This window comes from Pseudomonas sp. LS.1a, assembly GCF_022533585.1.
Lineage (GTDB): Bacteria > Pseudomonadota > Gammaproteobacteria > Pseudomonadales > Pseudomonadaceae > Aquipseudomonas.
This window is the reverse complement of the sequence record NZ_CP092827.1, coordinates 2,432,623-2,450,067: the sequence shown is the minus strand read 5'-3', so window position 1 is coordinate 2,450,067 and position 17,445 is coordinate 2,432,623. Positions and strand designations below refer to the sequence as shown.

The window sequence follows — 17,445 nt, the reverse complement described above, 5'->3', positions numbered from 1 at the left end:
CCTACTCCAGCGGAATAGTCAGGCGATTAATGACGGTGCAGGTTTCTGGCCGCACCCCGCGCCACCAGGCGAACGCCTCCGCCGCCTGCTCGACCAGCATGCCGACACCATCGGCCAGTCGCGCCACACCCTGCGCCTGGGCCATGCGCAGGAACGGCGTCAGGCCTTTGCCATACGCCAGCTCGTAAGCCAGCCGCGTGTCGCCCAGCACACCCTCAGGCAGCGGCGGCAGCTCACCGGTGAGGCTCGCGGACGTGGCGTTGACCACGATGTCAAAGGACTGTCCTTCCAGTTCCTCATAACGGCTGATGCGCAGCCTTGGGTGATCCAGCTCGTTGCGCAGTGTGAGCGCCTTGGCCATGTCGCGGTTGGCGAGCACCAGTTCGCTCGGCCCCGCCTGCAGGAACGGCAGCAACGCACCACGCACCGCGCCACCGGCGCCGAGCAACAGTACCCGTCGATTGCCCAGCGGTTCACCGAGGTTTTCCTCGATATCCCGCAACAAGCCAATGCCGTCGAAGTTCTCGGCAACGATACGGCCATCCTCGAACTTCAGTGCATTGGCCGCCCGCGCCAGCTGGGCGGCCTCGCTGCGCTGGTCGGCCAGCTCGAAGGCACGCAACTTGAACGGCGCGGTGATGTTCATGCCCAACCCGCCATCATCGCGAAACTGCAGTACCTGGGCCTCGAAGCCCTCGAGTTCGCCCTCGATGGCGCCGTACTCCAGGCACTGGCCAGTGGCCTGGGCGAACAGGCCATGAATCAACGGGGACTTGGTGTGGTTGATCGGTCGGCCGATCACTGCATAGCGGTCGCTCATCGGGCATCTCCGTGGGTGAACAGCACACCGTCAGCTTGCATGGCGGTGATTTCTTCAGGGCTGAAGCCAAGCCCGGCGGCTACTTCGGCATTGTGCTGGCCGAGGTCCGGGGCCACCTGGTGGATCGTGGTGTCGCAGTCGGAAAAGCGGAACGGCAGGTTGGGCAGGCGCAAGGTACCGTAGCGCGGGTGCTGCTGCTCGATGACCATGTTGCGCGCCTGGATCTGCGGGTCAGCCACGACCTCGTCGATGCGCTGCACCTTGGCGCTGGGAATGTCGATGCCATCGAGCAATTGCAGGATATCGGCTACCCGCCGTGCGCCGACCCAGTCACGCACCACGGCCAGGATCGCCTGGCGATGGGCGTTGCGGCCATTGAGGCTGTGGTAGCGGCTGTCGCTGCCGAACCCGGGCGGGCCACCGTTGGCCTCGAGCATCGCGGCAAAGCGCTTCCAGGCGTCGTCGACCTGGGCGGCGATCACCAGGTCGCCATCGGCGGCGCGAAACACGCCGTACAGGGTGGAGGTCGGCATGTCATGGCCGGTCTGCTCAGGCAGGACGGTGCCGTCGGACAAGGTGTAGCACTGCACCGCGTATTCATGCATCGACACCAGCGTGTCGTACAGGGCCATGTCGATGTGCTGGCCACGACCACTGCTCACCCGGCCCAGTAGCGCCGCATTGATCGCCGCCACGGCATGGATGCCGGTGTACATGTCGCCCAGGGAAATGCGCAGCAACGGCGGCGCTTCGCCCGGCACGCCGACCATCTGCATGATCCCGCTCTTGGCCTCGGCAATCAGCCCGAAACCGGCGCGGTGGGCATCCGGCCCGGTGTGGCCGTACGCGGAGATGGAGCAGTACACCAGTCGCGGGTTGCGCGCCGACAGCTCGGCATAGCCCAGGCCCAGTTTGTCCAGGGCGCCGGGGCGATAGTTTTCGATGAACACATCGGCCGAGTCGGTCAGGCGTTGCATGAACGCTTTGCCACGCGGGTCCTTCATGTTCACGCTGACGCCCTGCTTGCCCATGTTCAGCTGCAGGAAGTAACCGCTCTGCTGCTCATCCAGGGTGAATGCATGCTGGCGGCCGGCATCGCCGCTGCCCGGCCGTTCGACCTTGATCACCTCGGCGCCCAGTGCTGCCAGGCAGCGGCCCACATAGGGCCCGGCCAGGAAGTGGCTGTAATCGATGACGCGGATACCCGCCAATGGCAATGCCTGGCTCATGCCTGCACTCTCCTGGGCACCATCAGCCGGTGCTCGCCACGCTGCACGACTTCGCCGTGCTGGTTGATCAGTTCCGACGGCAAGACCACGATGCCCCAGCCCGGTCGGCTGTTGCTCGGGCGCATCGCCCCCACGCGCATGCGCACGTGCAGCACATCGTTGACCTTGATCGGCAGCACGAAGTCCCAGGTCCAGCCCAGCGACATGCCCGGCACAAAGCGGTATTCGCACTGGGTCTTCAGGCCGTCGGCGATCGACAGCCCGAACAGGCCATGGGCAACCAGGCAGCCGAAGTGACTCGCGTTGGCGTACGCCTCGTCGACATGCACCGGGGTGTGGTCACCGGTGAGGTCGGCATAGGCCAGAATGCGTTCGCGGGTCACGGTGTAGGTGGGGCTGATGCATTCATCGCCTTCGCGGGCATCGTCCCAGTATTTTTCCACCACGCTCATGCCTTCACCTCCGCACGCGGGTCGATGGCCAATGCCTGGGCGACACACTTCGCCGGCAATGCCTGAATGAACTCCACCGCCAGGCCGTCCGGCAGGCGCAGCCAGTTGCGGCCCTGGGGCATTTCGCTGACGCCGAAACGCTGTGCAGCGGCCAGGACAGCTTCAAGGTCCTCGCACATGATGCCCAGGTGCGCCATGCGCCCTTCCGGGCCGGCAAAGTCCGGCTGGTGGATGAACTGCAGGCCACCGAGGGTCCAGTACTGCGCCGGCTGCTCGACGTCACCCTGTATCTCGCGCATGGTCATGCCGCACACCTCGCTGAAAAAGCGGATGTGCCACTGGATGTCCCGCACCCAGAACGCAACGTGTTCCAGGTAGGCTTTCGGCTGACTCATGGATGACTCCCCTTCTGCTGATCGGTCATTGCGCGTTCGATACCCTTGATGCAGGCCACCAGGGTCGCGTTGACCGGCGTCGCCACGCCGTGGCGCTGGCCCCAGCGCACGACGGAGCCGTTGATGAAATCGATCTCGGTGACCGAGCCCTTCTCCAGGCTCTGTAGCATCGAGGTACGGAAGCTTGCCGGCAGGCCTTCGGCGGCCAGCCGCCAGGCAGCATCCGGGCTGGTGAGGCTCAGGTGGATGCCTGCTTGCCCAGCGACGGCGATGGCTTCAGCCACCGCTGCCTTGGCGGTGCTTTCCAGCAGCGGCTCGCTGTAGAGCTGGCCATAACCGAGCCTGGTGATAGCGCTGAGCGCGCCCGTCGCGACGTTGACCAGCAGCTTGTCCCACATGGTGCCAAGGATGTTGTCGCTGACCGTGGTCGCGAGCCCGGCGCTGTTGAAGACCTCGGCAATGGCCTGCACACGGGGCGTCAGCTTGCCGTCGAGTTCGCCGATGAAAGTCTGCTTGCCTGCTACACCGGCTCGGATCGAACCCGGCGCCAGCAATACGCCGCCGACGTAGGTCTTGCCGGCCAGCACCCGCTCACGCCCCACCGCTTCGGCCAGGATGTCTTCATGGCCAAGGCCATTCTGCAGTGACAGCACCAGCGTCTGCGGCCCGATCAGCGCCCCGGCACCGTCAATCGCCTCGCGGGTGTGGAACGATTTGACCAGCACCACCACCAGGTCGGCCACACCCACGTCTTCGGCGTCGCAGGCCGCATTGACCCGCACCTGCCGCTCGCCGCGTTCGTCCTGCACCCGCAGCCCGTGCAGGTTCATCGCCTCGACATGTGCGCGGCCACGGTTCAACAGCCAGGTTTCATGCCCCGCCTCGCTCAAGGCCGCGCCTATGGCGCAACCCAGGGCGCCGGCACCCAGAATGCAGATTTTCACGTCGCAGACCTCCTGTTGTTTGCGACTACCTTATGCAGCGAGGCTTATTTCGGCTATACAATGGGCTTAATATGCCTATTGAGATTCGCAATAATGAGCGCGCTCGACGCCTTGCCTGACCCCAAGCTGCTGCAGCTGTTCGATGTGCTGTACCAGTGCCGCAGCGTGACCCGTAGCGCTGAACAGCTCGGCCAGAGCCAACCTACTGTGAGCATCTGGCTGGGGCGCTTGCGTGAAGAGTTGAACGACCCGCTGTTCGTACGCACGCCAGGGGGCATGGCCCCTACCCCGCGCGCAGACCAGTTGATCGGGCCATGCCGCGAGGTGCTGGAGTCGCTGCGGCGCCTGACCGCCTGGGAGCCGCAATTCGTTCCGGCCACGGCGCAACGGCGCTTTCGCCTGTGCGTCAGTGATGCCAGCCATATCACCCTGCTGCCCAGCATCCTCAACCACCTGCGTACCCACGCGCCCGGTATTCGCCTGGAGGCGGCGCGCATCGATGGCAATACCGAAAGTGCGCTGGAGTCGGGTGAGGCGGACCTGGCCATCGGCTTTGTGCCTTGGCTGGGCGCGGGGATGTATCAACAGGTGTTGTTCGAGCAGGACTGGGTCTGCCTGAGCAACCCACAACACCCTCGTTTGGGTAAAGGCATGAGCGTGGCGCATTACCAGGGCGAGGGGCATGTACAGATCAGTGCCGGGACCGGGCAGAAGCTGCTGGAGGCTGGCCTGGCGCGGGCCGGCATCGAACGCAGGATCATACTGGAGCTGCCAGCGTTTCTGGGCTTGGGGATGATCGTCGGGTCGACCGACCTGGTGGCGACGCTGCCACGGCACATCGGACAGACCCTTGCCGACATGCATGGTTTGCAGGTGCACGATTGCCCGTTTCCAGTGGAGGGCTTCACGGTCAAGCAGCACTGGCACGCACGGTACCAGCAGGACAGCGGGAATCGCTGGATGAGGGAGGTGGTTCGGGCATTGTTTCAGACAGGGTGTGGTTAGAAGACGAACGCGTCCCTCGCCAAGCTTCCTTCCCTGGAGGCATCGGTATACGGATCAAGCAGCAGGCTTGAGCACCACCTTCGTCCAGCCATCATCCCGCGCATCAAAGTGCTTGTAGGCGTCGGGGCCTTCAGCAAGCGTCAAACGATGGGAAATGATCCGGGAAGGCGTGGTGCGCCCGTGATGAATGAGCTGCGCCAGGCGGCGGTTGCAGGCTTCACGTTCGCCTGGCCCGTGCGGATGGATTGGCCCTTGAACCAGAACGCACCGAAATCGAAGGCCATCTTGCCCTGCTTCGCCAGGTCGTTCTTCGCCCCCGGATCTTCTGGCACGAACACACCCACGGCGTCGATGCCAGCGGTGGCCTTGGTTGAGGCAACCAGGGACGCGGAGGCCGCTTTCGATCCATAGCTGCCGCTCGTGGAGGACAGCTATCGGCCAAAAGCGGTCGTTCAGTGCCTGTGAAATCAAAAGCGATTCAAAATGATTGCGCGCGCGGGCGCGATGGCTGATATGTTTTCCGCACATCAGGTCGCACCCAACCGACGCTGGCCTCATCAAGGAAGATAAGCCAATGAAAACAGTATTCGGCTTCTTGCTCTATGTCTGCCTGAACATATCCGCATTCGCAGGCTACAAGACCATCGGCTTCCAGGTCTCGACGTTGCCGGGCGCGCAAAATGGCCGCCCGCTGGAGCTGGCAGTCTGGTACCCGAGCACAACCACCGCTACACCACAATTGATCGCTGAGACCCAGGTATTCGCCGGTGCCCTCGGCGTCCGCGATGCGCCCCCGGCCACAGGTGCACTTCCATTGGTGGTACTTTCCCACGGCTTTCGCGGCAACTGGGGGAACCAGTCATGGTTAGCCAGTGCACTGGCTCACCAGGGCTACATCGTGGCGGCAGTCAACCACCCTGGCACCACCACCCACGATCGCCGCACTGAAGCCGCGGCACAGTTGTGGCAGCGCCCCATCGACTTGCAACGGGCCATCGATGCAGTCATGGCCCAGCCGGATCAGTTTGGACGGGTAGCCAAGCGTCAGATCGCAGTGGCTGGCCATTCACTGGGTGGCTGGACCGCGCTGGAAATCGCGGGTGCCCGTTTCGATCCCAAGCGTTTCGTCCAGGACTGCATCACCCGTCCCAAGCTATCCAGTTGCAGCGTTTACAAGCAGATCAATCCCGATCGCGCACCGGCTTCGAAAGCTCGACTGGGCAGCGATCTGCGCGACAAACGTGTCACTGCCATTGTTACCCTGGATCTGGGCCTTTCACGCGGCCTGACCGATGAAAGCCTGATGGCGTTGCCAGTACCGACTCTGGTGATCGCGGCGGGCGCAGCGTCTGAAGATCTCCCTGCACAGCTGGAATCCGCCGCCCTGGCCAAGCGTTTGCCTCCGGCGACGACTCGTTATGTCGAGATCGAGGACGCCAGCCACTTCAGCTTCCTGTCCATGTGCAAACCTGGCGCCACGGCATTGCTTGAAGAAGATGCACCTGGCGATGGCATCATTTGCCAGGACGGCGTTAACGCACGACCGCGCGCGCTGATACAGGCGCAGATTGCCTCGCTGATTACCGAGTTTCTGGAACAATCCTTTCGCCACTGACAAGCGCTGATTCCGTTGATGGTAGGAATGTCAGATGAATATCTCGAATGGGTTGCTAAAGAGTAAGCAGCCAGCGTACACACCTTGCACGGATCAATCAGGCATCCACAGATGCGCAAGCAGTTGCTAGATATCTCTGGCTCACTGCGTCAGCACATCATTCAGATACGCGCATGGCTGATGACCATTCAGCCGCGCAGAAGCCGAGATCTGGGGACACTCGAACGTATCCGCTACAGGGAAACTGCCACCTCCCCGTCCGCTTGGCCATCCACCAAAGCCTGGATCTCTGCGAAAATATCTGAAGCCAGGCTGGCCGGGACGCCCCAATAATCAAAGATCCCGCCCTCATCTCGATTCTGGCCACAGGTCACAAAAACGCCGGTCCCAAACTTCTGCTTCAGGCGCATTGCCAACCAGCCAACGAAACCGCTGTTGTCGGAGCCTTGCGGAAAATGGAATCGGCAGACGCCGAACAGCTCTTGCTCGACGTCGGCACAGGGGACCAGTTGACTCCACACCTGGTCATCTCGTACGAGCGCCAGTGCATCAGGGCGAGCGGCATCAGGAAACGATGACAACGGAAACTCGAGAAAGGCGTAGGTGCCGGGGAAGAGCCTCAAATGGGCTTGGGTAATGACGTGCAACAATCGACGCTCCGTATCCTGGACTGTTTCATGGGAAATGTTCACCATTTCAGACTCTCCGTTCAGTAAAGCGCGCAGCGCTTCTTTTTTATTGACCGAGGCGATACTAAGCACGAAGATCTTCAAGATAAATGCTCAAAAATCAATAACATTAACAACCAAAGATTGTAGATATGGATAAGCTAAAAAGCATGGCGGCGTTCGTAGCAGCAGCCGAGTCAGACTCCTTCTCGGCAGCAGCTGCCGTGTTAGGCGTGACGCCGCAGCTGATTGCCAAACAGGTCAGCAATCTGGAATCTGAGCTAGGTCTTAAATTGATCACCCGCACCACGCGCCGACAAAGCCTGACCGCCGTGGGCAGGGACTATTACTTGCGCTGCAAGGCTATCCTGAGCGACGTTGAAGACGCCGATCAGCTGGCGCTGTCAGCAAACTCGACTCCGCGCGGAAAAATCCGTATCAGCGCCCCCTATAATTATGGTTCTCATCGACTCATCCCGTTCCTGACCCAATACCTAACGCGTTACCCAGAAACGGAAATCGAGTTGGAGTTGACTGACAGGTTCGTGAATATCGTAGAAGAGGGATTCGAAGTCGTGTTTCGGCTTGGCAAACCCCAACTGGCCGACAGCGCGGCATTGGTTCAGCGCAGCTTGAGACCTTTCAGGATGTTTGCTTGCGCATCTCCCGCTTATCTGTCACGAAAAGGGACCCCACTCCATCCCGAACAACTCGTGGACCATGATTGTCTGGGCTATCTGTTCTCCGATCGAATGACGGACAAACTCTGGCGATTCACCAAAAACATGCAGACGTTCACGGTCCCCATTGCGAGTCGACTGAAAGTCAATAACACCCTGGCCAAGGTGAATGCCGCATTGTCGGATTTCGGCATCACGCTGTGTGTCGAGGATGTACTGATGCCCTATGTGCAACGGGGGGAGCTGGTCGTACTCTTCGAGGAATTCGAAGGACCCACGTATCCCGTCAATCTGATCTACCCCCTCGACCGTCGCCCCTCCGCAAAGCTCAGGCACTTCATAGACGAAGTTGTTGCTGCATTGGGTTCGCCGCAGGCTTAGCAGGTTCCGGCCCTGGGTGAATGGCAGCTAATCGCCCCTCTGTCTGGCTCGAACCGCCGGGAAACCACGAGTCGAGCGCCACAGGCGCACTCTCCCGAGCCATCGATTCCCAGTAGTGCCGATTGCCCTTGGATTTGCGGGCGTCGATACTGGATTGAAACCGATGGCTCCGGTTCAGCACGAAGCGCGCGAACGTCAGAAGTTGTACTTGAAACCCGTCATGATGTTTCTTGGAGCACCGTACATACCGTGGTCGCCGGCATAGCTGAGGTATTCACGGTCGAACACGTTGTTCAGATTGACTGACGCACTCAGATGCTTGTTGAAGTCGTAGCGAGCCAGGAGGTTGGTGACGGCATAGCTACCCTGAGTGAAGGTGTGCAGGTCGGCACCGGTTTTGCTCTGCCAGTTCACACCGCCGCCAAGGGTGAGCTTGTCCAGAATCCCCGGCAGGCGATAGCTGGTGAAGGTCTTGAGACTGTGGCGAGGCAGGGTGGTAACGATACGCTGGTCGTCAGCGTCGGTGCTGACTGCATAGGCATAACCGGCAGATGCCTGCCAGCCTTCGGCCAGCTCTCCGTCCAGGGTGAATTCAGCGCCTTTGGTAGTGGTTCCCTGCTCCGACTTATACGTGTTACCGCCTGGGGTATCGATCCAGATCGCCAGGTTGTCCTGCTCGATCTTGAACAGCGCGACGCTGGAGTTCAGCTTGCCGTCGAAGTGGCTTCCCTTGACGCCAACTTCATACCCGGTGCCCTCCATCGGATCCAGTGGTTTGTTGTCGATGTCGCGAACCCAGGACGACTGTGGGTTGAAGATTTTCGTATAACTGGCATACAGCGACCACGTATCGTTGACGTCATACACCACGCCAGCATACGGGATGTAGACGCCGGTTTCCGCCTCCTTGGTCTTGGTTTGCTCGGCGTTGTAGGGTTTATCCTCGATGTCACGATGCCAATCGATCACGCGGCTACCCAGCAAGACACTGAGATCGTCGGTGGCGTGCAGGCGCGTGGCGAGATAAGCGGCGTATTGGGTTTCGTCGGCAGTGGATTTGCCAGTGACGTCGAATTCCGGTTTGACCGAGCCGCCGTTCCAGTTCAACAGGTTATCGATCGCGCCAGCCGGAGAGCCGGAATAGTCGTATTTCCAGCCGCCGTAGCTTGGCACGTCCTCGTAGTAGTTGGACAAGGTCACGCCGGCGATCAATTCGTGCTCGCGGCCCAACAGACCGAACGGGCCGGTCAGGTAGGCATCGATGTTGTTCTGGCGCGGGATGCCGGAGAAGCGCACTGGCAACTGAGTGGTGCCGCTTCCGTCCGGGTTGAGGCTGCCGTTGACGTAGTTGAAGACTTCATCAAACTTGTTTTCGGAGTGGGTCAGCTCGATCTTTCCGCTCCAGCCATTGGCGAACTGCTGTTCGATCGAGGTAAAAAAGCTGGTTTGCTCATGGTCGTTGTAAGACCACGTTTGAGCCGAATTGAGCGAGCTTTTTAGGTTGGTGCGAGACCCGTCGGTGAAGCGGGTCGGCAGGCCGGAGCGCATGGGCGAGTCAACGTCTGTGCGTTGATAACTGAAGCCCATTGTCAGCAGAGTGTCTTCAGTCAGGTCGAACTCGGTAATGCCGTAGATCAGCTGCGAGTCCTGCTTGTAGCGGTCTACCCATGACTGCTCTGTCTTGAAGTCGGCGACCAGACGACCGCGTACGTTGCCGGTTTCGGTCAGCGGGCCAGATACATCAAAGCCAGTTCCGTAGCGGTCCCAGGTACCAGCTTCTGCGGTGACGCTGGCCTGAGCCTCGGAGGTCGGACTCTTGCGGATCAGGTTGATCGTCGCTGAAGGGCTGCCCAGGCCGCTGATCAGGCCGGTAGCACCGCGCACCACCTCCACCCGGTCATACATGGCCATGCTCTGGGTGTAATTGTCCATGCGCTTGACGGTAGGCACACCATCGATTTCAAAGTTCTGAACCTCGAAGCCGCGCGAGAAGTAACCATCGGATTCGGCACCCAGCCCGTCGCGCAACACGATGATGCCCGGTGTGGCATCGAGGGTATCGCTTAGATTGGTCAGGCGCTGGTCATCCAGGCGCTGGCGGGTCATGACGGTCAGCGACTGCGGGGTCTCTTTGGGGGTCAGGTTCAGACGGGTGGAACTGCTGGATGAGTAGGTGGTGTAAAGCCCGGTACCTTCTGTAGTAGACCCGGGCGCTTTGCCCGAAATTGAAATGCTTTGAAGCTCCAGCGCGGTAGAAGCCGGCGCTCGCTGGAGGGTGTATCGCCCATCCGGCTGGCGCACCGCTATGAGCTGGCTGCCCTCAAGCAGCGCCTGTAGCGCACCGTCGACCGTGTAATCACCCTTCAAGCCAGGGCTGTTTTGTCCGGCAATCAATTCATTGGGAAACGACAACAACAAATGGGCTTGCTGGCCCAGGTGATTGAGCGCAGTGCCCAGTGGCGCCGCAGGGATTTCATAGTGTTGCACGCTGCTATCGGCGGCTGCCCACACTGGCGATGAACTGGCAATCAGAACCGCCGCGGCGCAACCCAGGGTGCTGGCGAGCGGGGTTGCGTAGCACGACGAAATACTGCGGTGATGCATGTGAAGTTCCCCGATGTCTTTTGATGTATGGCCTATAAGTCTCGCCAGAAATCAAAACGGCTCATCGAAGACGAAAATAGTTCAAACGGTTGCCGGCAAGGCGCGCAAGTTGACCCATAGGCGAGTGAAACGCTGGACATCCAGTTTCAGCGTCTGGGCAACGGCATCGATGATTCGATCGCTGTCTGCCAGCGGGTAGGATCCCCATACACGCAGGTTGGCCAATGCGGGGTCGCACCCGAGATGCCCATGACGATACCGACCCAGTTCATCCAGGAAAGCCTGGAGCGGTTGGCCGTTGGCGACGATCATGCCTTCTGCCCAGGCCGGAGCGTTTGCTTGCAGTGCATCCTGATCGAGCAGGCCGAGCGCCCCGAAACGAGCCAGTTGCCCGGCCTGCAAGGAAGTCCACGTGCTCGCTTTTGCCGGGCTTACCTGAAGTGAGCCACGATAGACCGCCAACTGAGTCGAGCCATTGTCAAATTGGCGTACCGTGAAGCGCGCCGAGGACGCCTGTGCGCGAATCTGAGTGGCTTCGATGGAGAGTGCCTGGTTCAAAACCGTGTCGACCAGGATCTCGCCGCTGAGTAATCGAAGGTGCCAGCGATGATCTGTATGACGAACATTTATCGCGCTGCGGGTATTGAGATCAAACGACAGATTGGCGTTCAGCGCGACGCGTCGCTGCTCTCCAACACCCGTGACGTAATCGGCGCTCAAGCGCGAAACCACTTCGCTGCCTCCGGCCAACCATGCACCCGCGCTTGTGGTCAGCAGCAAGGCCAGGCCCTTGATGGCCCGTCGTCTGCTCAACCCTTCCTGAGAAGAAAGCAACAGGGCCTGTCGGGCAAGGTTTGGATCGCCCTGGGTGCGCAATGAGTCTAGCTGCGCAGCCAGAGCCAAGGCTCTTTCCCAGGCCAGATCATGCAAGGGGTGTTCACTACGCCATGCCATGAAGGCGGCCTGTGCGGGTGAATCAAAATTAGCTTCCTGCATATCGAGCCACCACGCCATCGCCTCCTCACACATTTTCGGTGATGGCGCGGGTTCTCGGGTAAAGGCGTTTTCGGTGATCGTCATTCCAGCGCTTCCGTCACCAGCATGCACTGCGCACCTGCCTTGATGATGTGGCGTTTGACGGTAGCGATTGAAATACCCAGCCGCTCGGCAATTTCCCCATGGCTGAGCCCATCCAGTTGCGACCAGAGGAATGCCTTTTTGACGGCGATATCCAACTTACAGAGTGCTTCGTCGAGTCGAACCAGCGTCTCGAAAATAATCAATTGGGTCGCCAGATCCGGCAGCACGTTTTCGTCTTCCGTCTGGATCGCATCCAGATAGGCTTTTTCCAGGCGTGTGCGGCGGTAGTGGTTTGACAGGACACTGCGTGCCACCTTCGCCAGAAACGGTCGAGGCTGCCGGACTTCCAACGCCTCTTTGCTGAGCAACAGGCGCATGAAGGTGTCCTGCATCAAATCAGCGGCGCGGTGTGAGCAGCTCAATTGCCGATACAGCCAGCGACGCAGCCAGCGGTGTTGCTGTTCGTAAAGAGCCGTGAGCTGAGCACTGTCGACGGATGCCATGAGTTGCCACTGAATCGATGCAAATGAGACTTAGTATCATATGCAACTATTGGGCTGTCGACAAGGACGCAGAATGTCTGCTTAGGGTCGAAAGCTGCCGGCCTTGGTTGGCCGCTTTCGACCCATTGCTGCCTCCCGAGAAGCGGGTAACGGCTGGCAACTTAGCCTTCACGTGGCGGCAGGAACGTTGATCGGAATGTCTTGTTGGGCTTCCTTAGCCGGGTAGCTTGGCAGCAAGGACATCAACTTTCTCGATTGACGGCGGTTTGGTAAACAGCTCGGCAGCCTTTGCCATAAGCGCCGCTGCGACCTTCCCCGAAAGATGCGCTTGTCGCCCAGCTTCATCCGGGAAGGCGTCAAAGATGCCAAAGGTGGAAGGCCCCAAGCGGATTGCGAACCAAGCGGTGGTGGCAGGCTCCTCCTCCACTATTGGAAGGCCGCCCATGAGAAAGCTCTCTACATCCTTCTCTTTCCCGGGTTTTGCTTCCAGACGAACGAACAACGCTACGTTGACCATGACGTGGCTCCTGTTGTTACGGTGCGGCTGGCGCTATCAGGTCGCGATAGCCACAAGGGGCATCCGACTCTTAACTATGGTCGATGATGGCAGGATTACAAACCCCAAAAGACCAAGGGTAGCGGCGGGTGGCGCACGGGTAGTGAGAATGAGGTAGTGGGCAGCGTGTAAGCCGCAAGCCAGCCGCTTGATCACTTTGTCCCAATCTGCGGTCTAATAATAGTGATTCAACGATATCTGAAATTTAGGAAAACATAAGAGATCATGGTTGCTGTCAGGCCGACCAATATGTACTCGACGCGGGGTAGAAATATGACCAATACACCCAAAGAAAACACGATCAAGGTGTTTTGCAGTATGTATTTCCTTATTCTACTTACGGCTATGAAATAGCCATACTGCTTGCCTAGGAAAAACAAGGCCATGCCGATGAGCGACATAATCTGGAAATCGCGCATCGCAATGTCATTCAGGATCGCATGCCTGATCAAATTAGCCAGGAGTGCAAGCCCCATAAAAAGAAAAAGGTGCGAGTAGATCAAGGAGTGCCCGCTCATTCTGATTTGATTTTTGCTCAGCAGGTAAAAGCTATCAAAATAGATCCACCATATACTGCAAATCATGATAAATCCGGTGATTGCCGCCATCACATTGTAGCGATCCCATTGAATGTCAGATAAGCCTCCAGAAAGGCTAAACACTGACTCACCCAATAAAATGAGCGTGAGCAAGCCTATCCGTTCAATCAAGTGTTCTGTATGTGCCGGTAATGGTTTTAGTTTAGTCCAGAAAAAAACAGGAAGCAAAATATCAAGAATGATCCCAATATAAGCAACAAAGTAACGCGCGGGCGGGCTAAAAAGAACTGATGAAAGACTAACAACTGCGCTAACTAACAGGGCGAAGCCAAGCCTAGAGGAGAGTTCGCCACGAGAATCGAGCTTGCTTATGGACGAAATGTACATGATGCTGATAATGGCACGTATACCAAAATAGCAGGCAATAATAAGCGGGTAGTTAACTTCCAGGTCTTCTCCGATCCGTGCAGATAGCACAATGAGCAGCAGCATTATGAATAATGTTGCCAAACGGTGAAGTTTGCTGTCTGTATCAAACCTATTGGAGTAAATCGTGTGACTGGACCAGACCCACCACAGTGGTATAAAAAGCAGCAAAAAAGCCCATAATTGCCCATGCTCAAAGTGGCCTTGATGAACATGTCCGAGAGTATGCGTAACCTGGCCAATTGTAACAACAAAAGTCAGGTCAAAAAACAACTCCAACCATGTGGCGCGTCGATTTTTTTCATAATATTTCAAAGACTTCATTAGCTGCCGGCTCCGTGTACACCTCTTTAATGAAGAAGGCAGCTGACGCTGGCTTTCCCTCGGCTCTGGGGTGGGTGATACCAAGCCGATATCGCTCTCTACCGATTTCGTCCACGCACCAAGAAAAGTTCAATCATCTGAATCATCTCGTTGAACTCTGGAACCCCGTCATAGCGAACCGCATCAATGTAGAATGTTGGGGTGCCGTTCACGCCGCTTCGTTACCCCGCCATTGAAGGCGGCTTGAATTTTGGGGATGTAAGTATCCTCTCGGCGTATTCTCTGAATGTGGGTAGCAACTGGTTGTACAATGTCAGTTGGTCACCGCACACCGAAGTCCAGTCAGCGGGATAAAACGCCAGTACCACGGGATTTCCCTTGAGTTCACGCAGCGACAACTGTTGATCAGGGGTTGCGTAAAGGGTGAAGTTGGGCGCGACAGTGCCGGCCGGCAGCGGCCCCTGAACCAGATCGCCATTCGTTTCTTTTGCATCATCAAATTCTGAAGTTTTCATTGCTTGAACCTTGATAGATGGGTGGTTGGGGCGTGCTCAGTGGGATACGACGTGCCCGGCGGGATAACTCCATCCACCATCAAGGGGTTTACAAAAGACAACGGTGCCTCGATCTCAGCCTGAGCCTGAGTGATTTCGGCAACGAAACGTTCACGTTCCGCATCACGGAACACATGGAGATCCGCCGTGTAATCGCGGAATTGGATTTAGGCCAGTTTGGCTGGGAAAGGGTCGGATTAGCTCTGGCTCACCAATAACTATAGTCGTTGGTGAGGCTTACCGTTGTCGCTGAGCGAATTTTCGGTATCCTCCAGTGCCAACAATGCCACTGAGCGCTTCTGGCCGTTAGCTGTCCTCAACGAAGGGCAGCTATGGGTCGGAAGCGGACAGTCGTGAATGGCTGCTTTCGACCCATGGCTGCCATTGGTTAGCAATGATGGCTAAGCAGTGGCTATGCTTGATCGGTAACCTGAACGGGCTGAACCGAACAACGCCCAGCAGATCAGTCCTGAGTACCTTTAGCTCAGCGTTAGGGCTCGGAGGGGCAGCAATGAACAATCACAATGTACCAAGCCGGACTCCCCCAGAAACATCGGATGACATTTCCGATGGCCGAAGCGCAATGGTTGCCGCATCAGCTTATTACCCGAACACGGTTCCTTTCAAGGTCCGATTACGAAACACTACGTTGTCAGTCACTTTCCTGATTTATGGAACATTTGGACTGATTACGAATAACTTTGTGCTCCCTGCAAGGCGCGGGGTGTTAACGTTGTATGGATATCCTGCATGGGTCATGTATGGGGCCCTGTTGTGCCTTGTGGCTAATCTCATTGCGGTGGTCATTGATCATTACGATACGAGAAATAATGAGGGAGGGTATGGGAAATTTAGAAGAGTGTCGGAAAGAACTGGGTGGGTCCTGTGTGTGCTTGCGTTGACCTTGAGCATCGTAAAGCACGAGCAGGATTACGTTTGCGAGAATAAGGTAGTCATTAAGTCAACCAATGAAAAGTTAGGTCTTACGGCATTCGCTTATGATCGCTATTGCGCTCTTCATAACCCATTCAATGCGATTGAGCCTTCCCTCCAAGTCACTGTTGTCCCCGCAGTCTCTTCTATGCCAGTCAAATATAGAATAGCAATGCACATGAATCGAACAGAGATTGTGCGTATGTACTGGGCTGAAGAAAAGTTGGTCATTGAGTACCGTCCGCGTCCAGATAAAAAGCGTGCGAAGCCCCTTCCGGAAGGCGGCGCAGACACATCAGTGCCGGTCAAGCTTATCAATGTGAGCGCTAACCCAGGGGCGCAACACGATGAAGCCGTTCTTCGCCCTGGCCCTGAAGGTTATCGGTAGACCGTTCTCGGCTGATTTTTACCTGTAGTGGCCGACGGAAAGCGGCTAAAAGCTAACGCTTCTCGTCAGTTTGCGAACACAAGTGCACGAAGCACGACGTAGTCAGCGCATTGATCCGTGATGTTGACAGAAAACGGCCACAACCAATCGGTGGGAACTGGAATACAGATGGTTTCCTGCTACCCTCCTTACCGTAGCCGGGCTTGCCGTTACCCCTGTCGGGTTATCCCCGATAGATATCGCGCTTACCGCGACAGGAAGCGCTACATGGCATGTCACCTAATGATAGAGTATCAGGATAGCGCCATGAAAGTTAAATGCCCTGGCTGTGGTCATATAGCAGGCACGCGTCCCTTGAGCCTTAAATGCCCTAAGTGCGACGAATTTTCCGATGATTGGCTGATTTATGACTGGGACAGCTTTTCCTCAATTAAGCGCCGGCATATTATATACAATCTCCTGATTGTTGGTGTGGCCCTGGTTAATTTGCTGGCCGCGATTGCCTTCAAGCCAACAGATGTGCGTCACTTACTATTCAGCTTGTTGCTTATACCAGCAATATTCAGCTTGTTTAATTGTCGGAAACAACTCAGAAGGAAATCTGAGTATAGGGGGCATAGAAGCGCGGATACGAGCCCCTGGTTCACCGGTGGCGGGCCTTTTTGGGGTTGATGAGGTGAGTCTCGATTTTAAGTCCAGATGCCCCTACTGACAGCTATCGACCCTAAGTTGCCTCTCATAACGAGCCGCGCTCGGCTAAAGGCGAGCAGCCCGCTAATTCTTGAGATTTTGGTATTTCTCGTAAAGCGCACTTGCAGCTATCATTCTGCTCAGAAAAAACCAAATGGTAAAAGTGCCGTGACCAATGTTAAGCTTTGGGACTACACTCAGCTGGCAATCGCGCAACCATATCAAAAGTTTTTAGATTGGAAAAGTTCCTATGCTTGACGCACGAATAATGAATCTAACCCACTCCTTCTGCCTGGAGCGACTGGAGAATAGTGGTTATCAGAAGCTTATCTTAATAGGTAGCCGTGCGCGCGGGGATCACAGAGCCGACAGCGATCACGATTTTGTTGCAGTGGTGGACGTCGATGCACCGCAGGACGTACTTGTCGGCCGCAACGATCAACTACTTGAGAGCTTTCGCCAATATTATAAGCAACAAGGAGTTTAGCAATCCTGAAAAAGATGATTTTGTACGGTATGCATGCCAAAACGACAGTATAGTGGTTTGGAAATATTGCAACGATTAGTAGCTGGATTGCCGGAAATCACCTTGCTTCAACTGAATTTTTGCTTTGTTGTTAGTAGCTGACCGGCCGCCTCTGGCCATTTTCTGCTTGTCG

General features: G+C 57.3%; 17 protein-coding genes and 1 pseudogene. 5 read left to right on the top strand and 13 right to left on the bottom strand.

What is annotated here, in order from left to right:
• Nucleotide 1 precedes the first annotated feature (1 nt).
• Genes aroE through MKK04_RS11240 form a run of 5 tightly spaced genes read right to left on the bottom strand, consistent with a single transcriptional unit; the run spans nt 2 to nt 3,840 of the window.
• Nucleotides 2-820 (bottom strand): shikimate dehydrogenase, encoded by an 819-nt coding sequence (aroE, locus tag MKK04_RS11260; RefSeq protein ID WP_241106603.1) that lies wholly within the window; start codon nt 818-820, stop codon nt 2-4.
• Nucleotides 817-2,049 (bottom strand): CaiB/BaiF CoA transferase family protein, encoded by a 1,233-nt coding sequence (locus MKK04_RS11255; protein WP_063913499.1) that lies wholly within the window; start codon nt 2,047-2,049, stop codon nt 817-819. The genes aroE and MKK04_RS11255 overlap by 4 nt, the downstream gene beginning before the upstream one ends.
• Nucleotides 2,046-2,501 carry a MaoC family dehydratase gene (locus MKK04_RS11250; protein ID WP_063913500.1) on the bottom strand — a complete coding sequence of 152 codons (456 nt, stop codon included), beginning with the start codon at nt 2,499-2,501 and terminating at the stop codon, nt 2,046-2,048. Before MKK04_RS11250 ends, MKK04_RS11255 begins: the two co-directional genes overlap by 4 nt.
• Complete coding sequence (locus MKK04_RS11245) at nt 2,498-2,896, bottom strand: VOC family protein (protein ID WP_241106602.1); 399 nt, start codon at nt 2,894-2,896, stop codon at nt 2,498-2,500. Before MKK04_RS11245 ends, MKK04_RS11250 begins: the two co-directional genes overlap by 4 nt.
• Nucleotides 2,893-3,840, bottom strand: a complete 948-nt coding sequence (locus MKK04_RS11240; protein WP_241106601.1) for a ketopantoate reductase family protein — start codon at nt 3,838-3,840, stop codon at nt 2,893-2,895. Before MKK04_RS11240 ends, MKK04_RS11245 begins: the two co-directional genes overlap by 4 nt.
• Before the next feature lie 93 nt (nt 3,841-3,933).
• Here MKK04_RS11240 and MKK04_RS11235 point away from each other — a divergent pair, with 93 nt between their 5' ends.
• Nucleotides 3,934-4,845: a LysR family transcriptional regulator gene (locus tag MKK04_RS11235; RefSeq protein ID WP_233694225.1), complete on the top strand. Its 912-nt coding sequence runs from the start codon at nt 3,934-3,936 to the stop codon at nt 4,843-4,845.
• A gap of 54 nt (nt 4,846-4,899) precedes the next feature.
• Here MKK04_RS11235 and MKK04_RS11230 read toward each other — a convergent pair.
• Nucleotides 4,900-5,231: pseudogene (locus MKK04_RS11230) on the bottom strand (aldehyde dehydrogenase); the annotation flags it as partial.
• 188 nt (nt 5,232-5,419) lie between these two features.
• Between MKK04_RS11230 and MKK04_RS11225 the strand changes: the two are divergent.
• Nucleotides 5,420-6,460: an alpha/beta hydrolase family protein gene (locus MKK04_RS11225; protein WP_241106600.1), complete on the top strand. Its 1,041-nt coding sequence runs from the start codon at nt 5,420-5,422 to the stop codon at nt 6,458-6,460.
• Between the two features lie 233 nt (nt 6,461-6,693).
• Here the strand turns inward: MKK04_RS11225 and MKK04_RS11220 are convergent, their stop codons facing one another.
• Nucleotides 6,694-7,233, bottom strand: coding sequence for a DUF6196 family protein (locus MKK04_RS11220; protein WP_241106599.1), 540 nt, complete (start codon nt 7,231-7,233; stop codon nt 6,694-6,696).
• A gap of 47 nt (nt 7,234-7,280) precedes the next feature.
• On the opposite strand from MKK04_RS11220, the gene MKK04_RS11215 reads away from it, so the two are divergent.
• Complete coding sequence (locus MKK04_RS11215) at nt 7,281-8,189, top strand: LysR family transcriptional regulator (RefSeq protein ID WP_241106598.1); 909 nt, start codon at nt 7,281-7,283, stop codon at nt 8,187-8,189.
• A gap of 195 nt (nt 8,190-8,384) precedes the next feature.
• Here the strand turns inward: MKK04_RS11215 and MKK04_RS11210 are convergent, their stop codons facing one another.
• The 6 genes from MKK04_RS11210 to MKK04_RS11185 all read right to left on the bottom strand — a co-directional run bounded on the left by MKK04_RS11210 (nt 8,385) and on the right by MKK04_RS11185 (nt 14,736).
• The gene (locus MKK04_RS11210; protein WP_241106597.1) at nt 8,385-10,793 is read right to left on the bottom strand and encodes a TonB-dependent siderophore receptor; all 2,409 of its coding nucleotides are present in this window, start codon (nt 10,791-10,793) and stop codon (nt 8,385-8,387) included.
• An 81-nt stretch (nt 10,794-10,874) separates the two neighbouring features.
• Nucleotides 10,875-11,873: a FecR domain-containing protein gene (locus tag MKK04_RS11205; RefSeq protein WP_241106596.1), complete on the bottom strand. Its 999-nt coding sequence runs from the start codon at nt 11,871-11,873 to the stop codon at nt 10,875-10,877.
• A complete protein-coding gene (locus MKK04_RS11200; RefSeq protein ID WP_207830195.1) occupies nt 11,870-12,376 on the bottom strand; it encodes a sigma-70 family RNA polymerase sigma factor in 507 nt (168 codons plus the stop codon). The genes MKK04_RS11205 and MKK04_RS11200 overlap by 4 nt, the downstream gene beginning before the upstream one ends.
• 214 nt (nt 12,377-12,590) lie before the next feature.
• Nucleotides 12,591-12,893 carry a putative quinol monooxygenase gene (locus tag MKK04_RS11195; RefSeq protein WP_207830198.1) on the bottom strand — a complete coding sequence of 101 codons (303 nt, stop codon included), beginning with the start codon at nt 12,891-12,893 and terminating at the stop codon, nt 12,591-12,593.
• A gap of 227 nt (nt 12,894-13,120) precedes the next feature.
• Entirely contained in the window at nt 13,121-14,221 is a 1,101-nt protein-coding gene (locus MKK04_RS11190) for a low temperature requirement protein A (protein WP_241106595.1), read from the bottom strand.
• 221 nt (nt 14,222-14,442) lie between these two features.
• Nucleotides 14,443-14,736: a redoxin domain-containing protein gene (locus MKK04_RS11185; RefSeq protein ID WP_241106594.1), complete on the bottom strand. Its 294-nt coding sequence runs from the start codon at nt 14,734-14,736 to the stop codon at nt 14,443-14,445.
• Between the two features lie 550 nt (nt 14,737-15,286).
• On the opposite strand from MKK04_RS11185, the gene MKK04_RS11180 reads away from it, so the two are divergent.
• Together MKK04_RS11180 and MKK04_RS26660 are read left to right on the top strand one after the other, a co-directional pair.
• Complete coding sequence (locus MKK04_RS11180; RefSeq protein ID WP_241106593.1) at nt 15,287-16,096, top strand: hypothetical protein; 810 nt, start codon at nt 15,287-15,289, stop codon at nt 16,094-16,096.
• Nucleotides 16,097-17,036: 940 nt separating this feature from the next.
• Entirely contained in the window at nt 17,037-17,273 is a 237-nt protein-coding gene (locus MKK04_RS26660; protein ID WP_442964560.1) for a nucleotidyltransferase domain-containing protein, read from the top strand.
• The last annotated feature ends 172 nt before the right edge of the window (nt 17,274-17,445 follow it).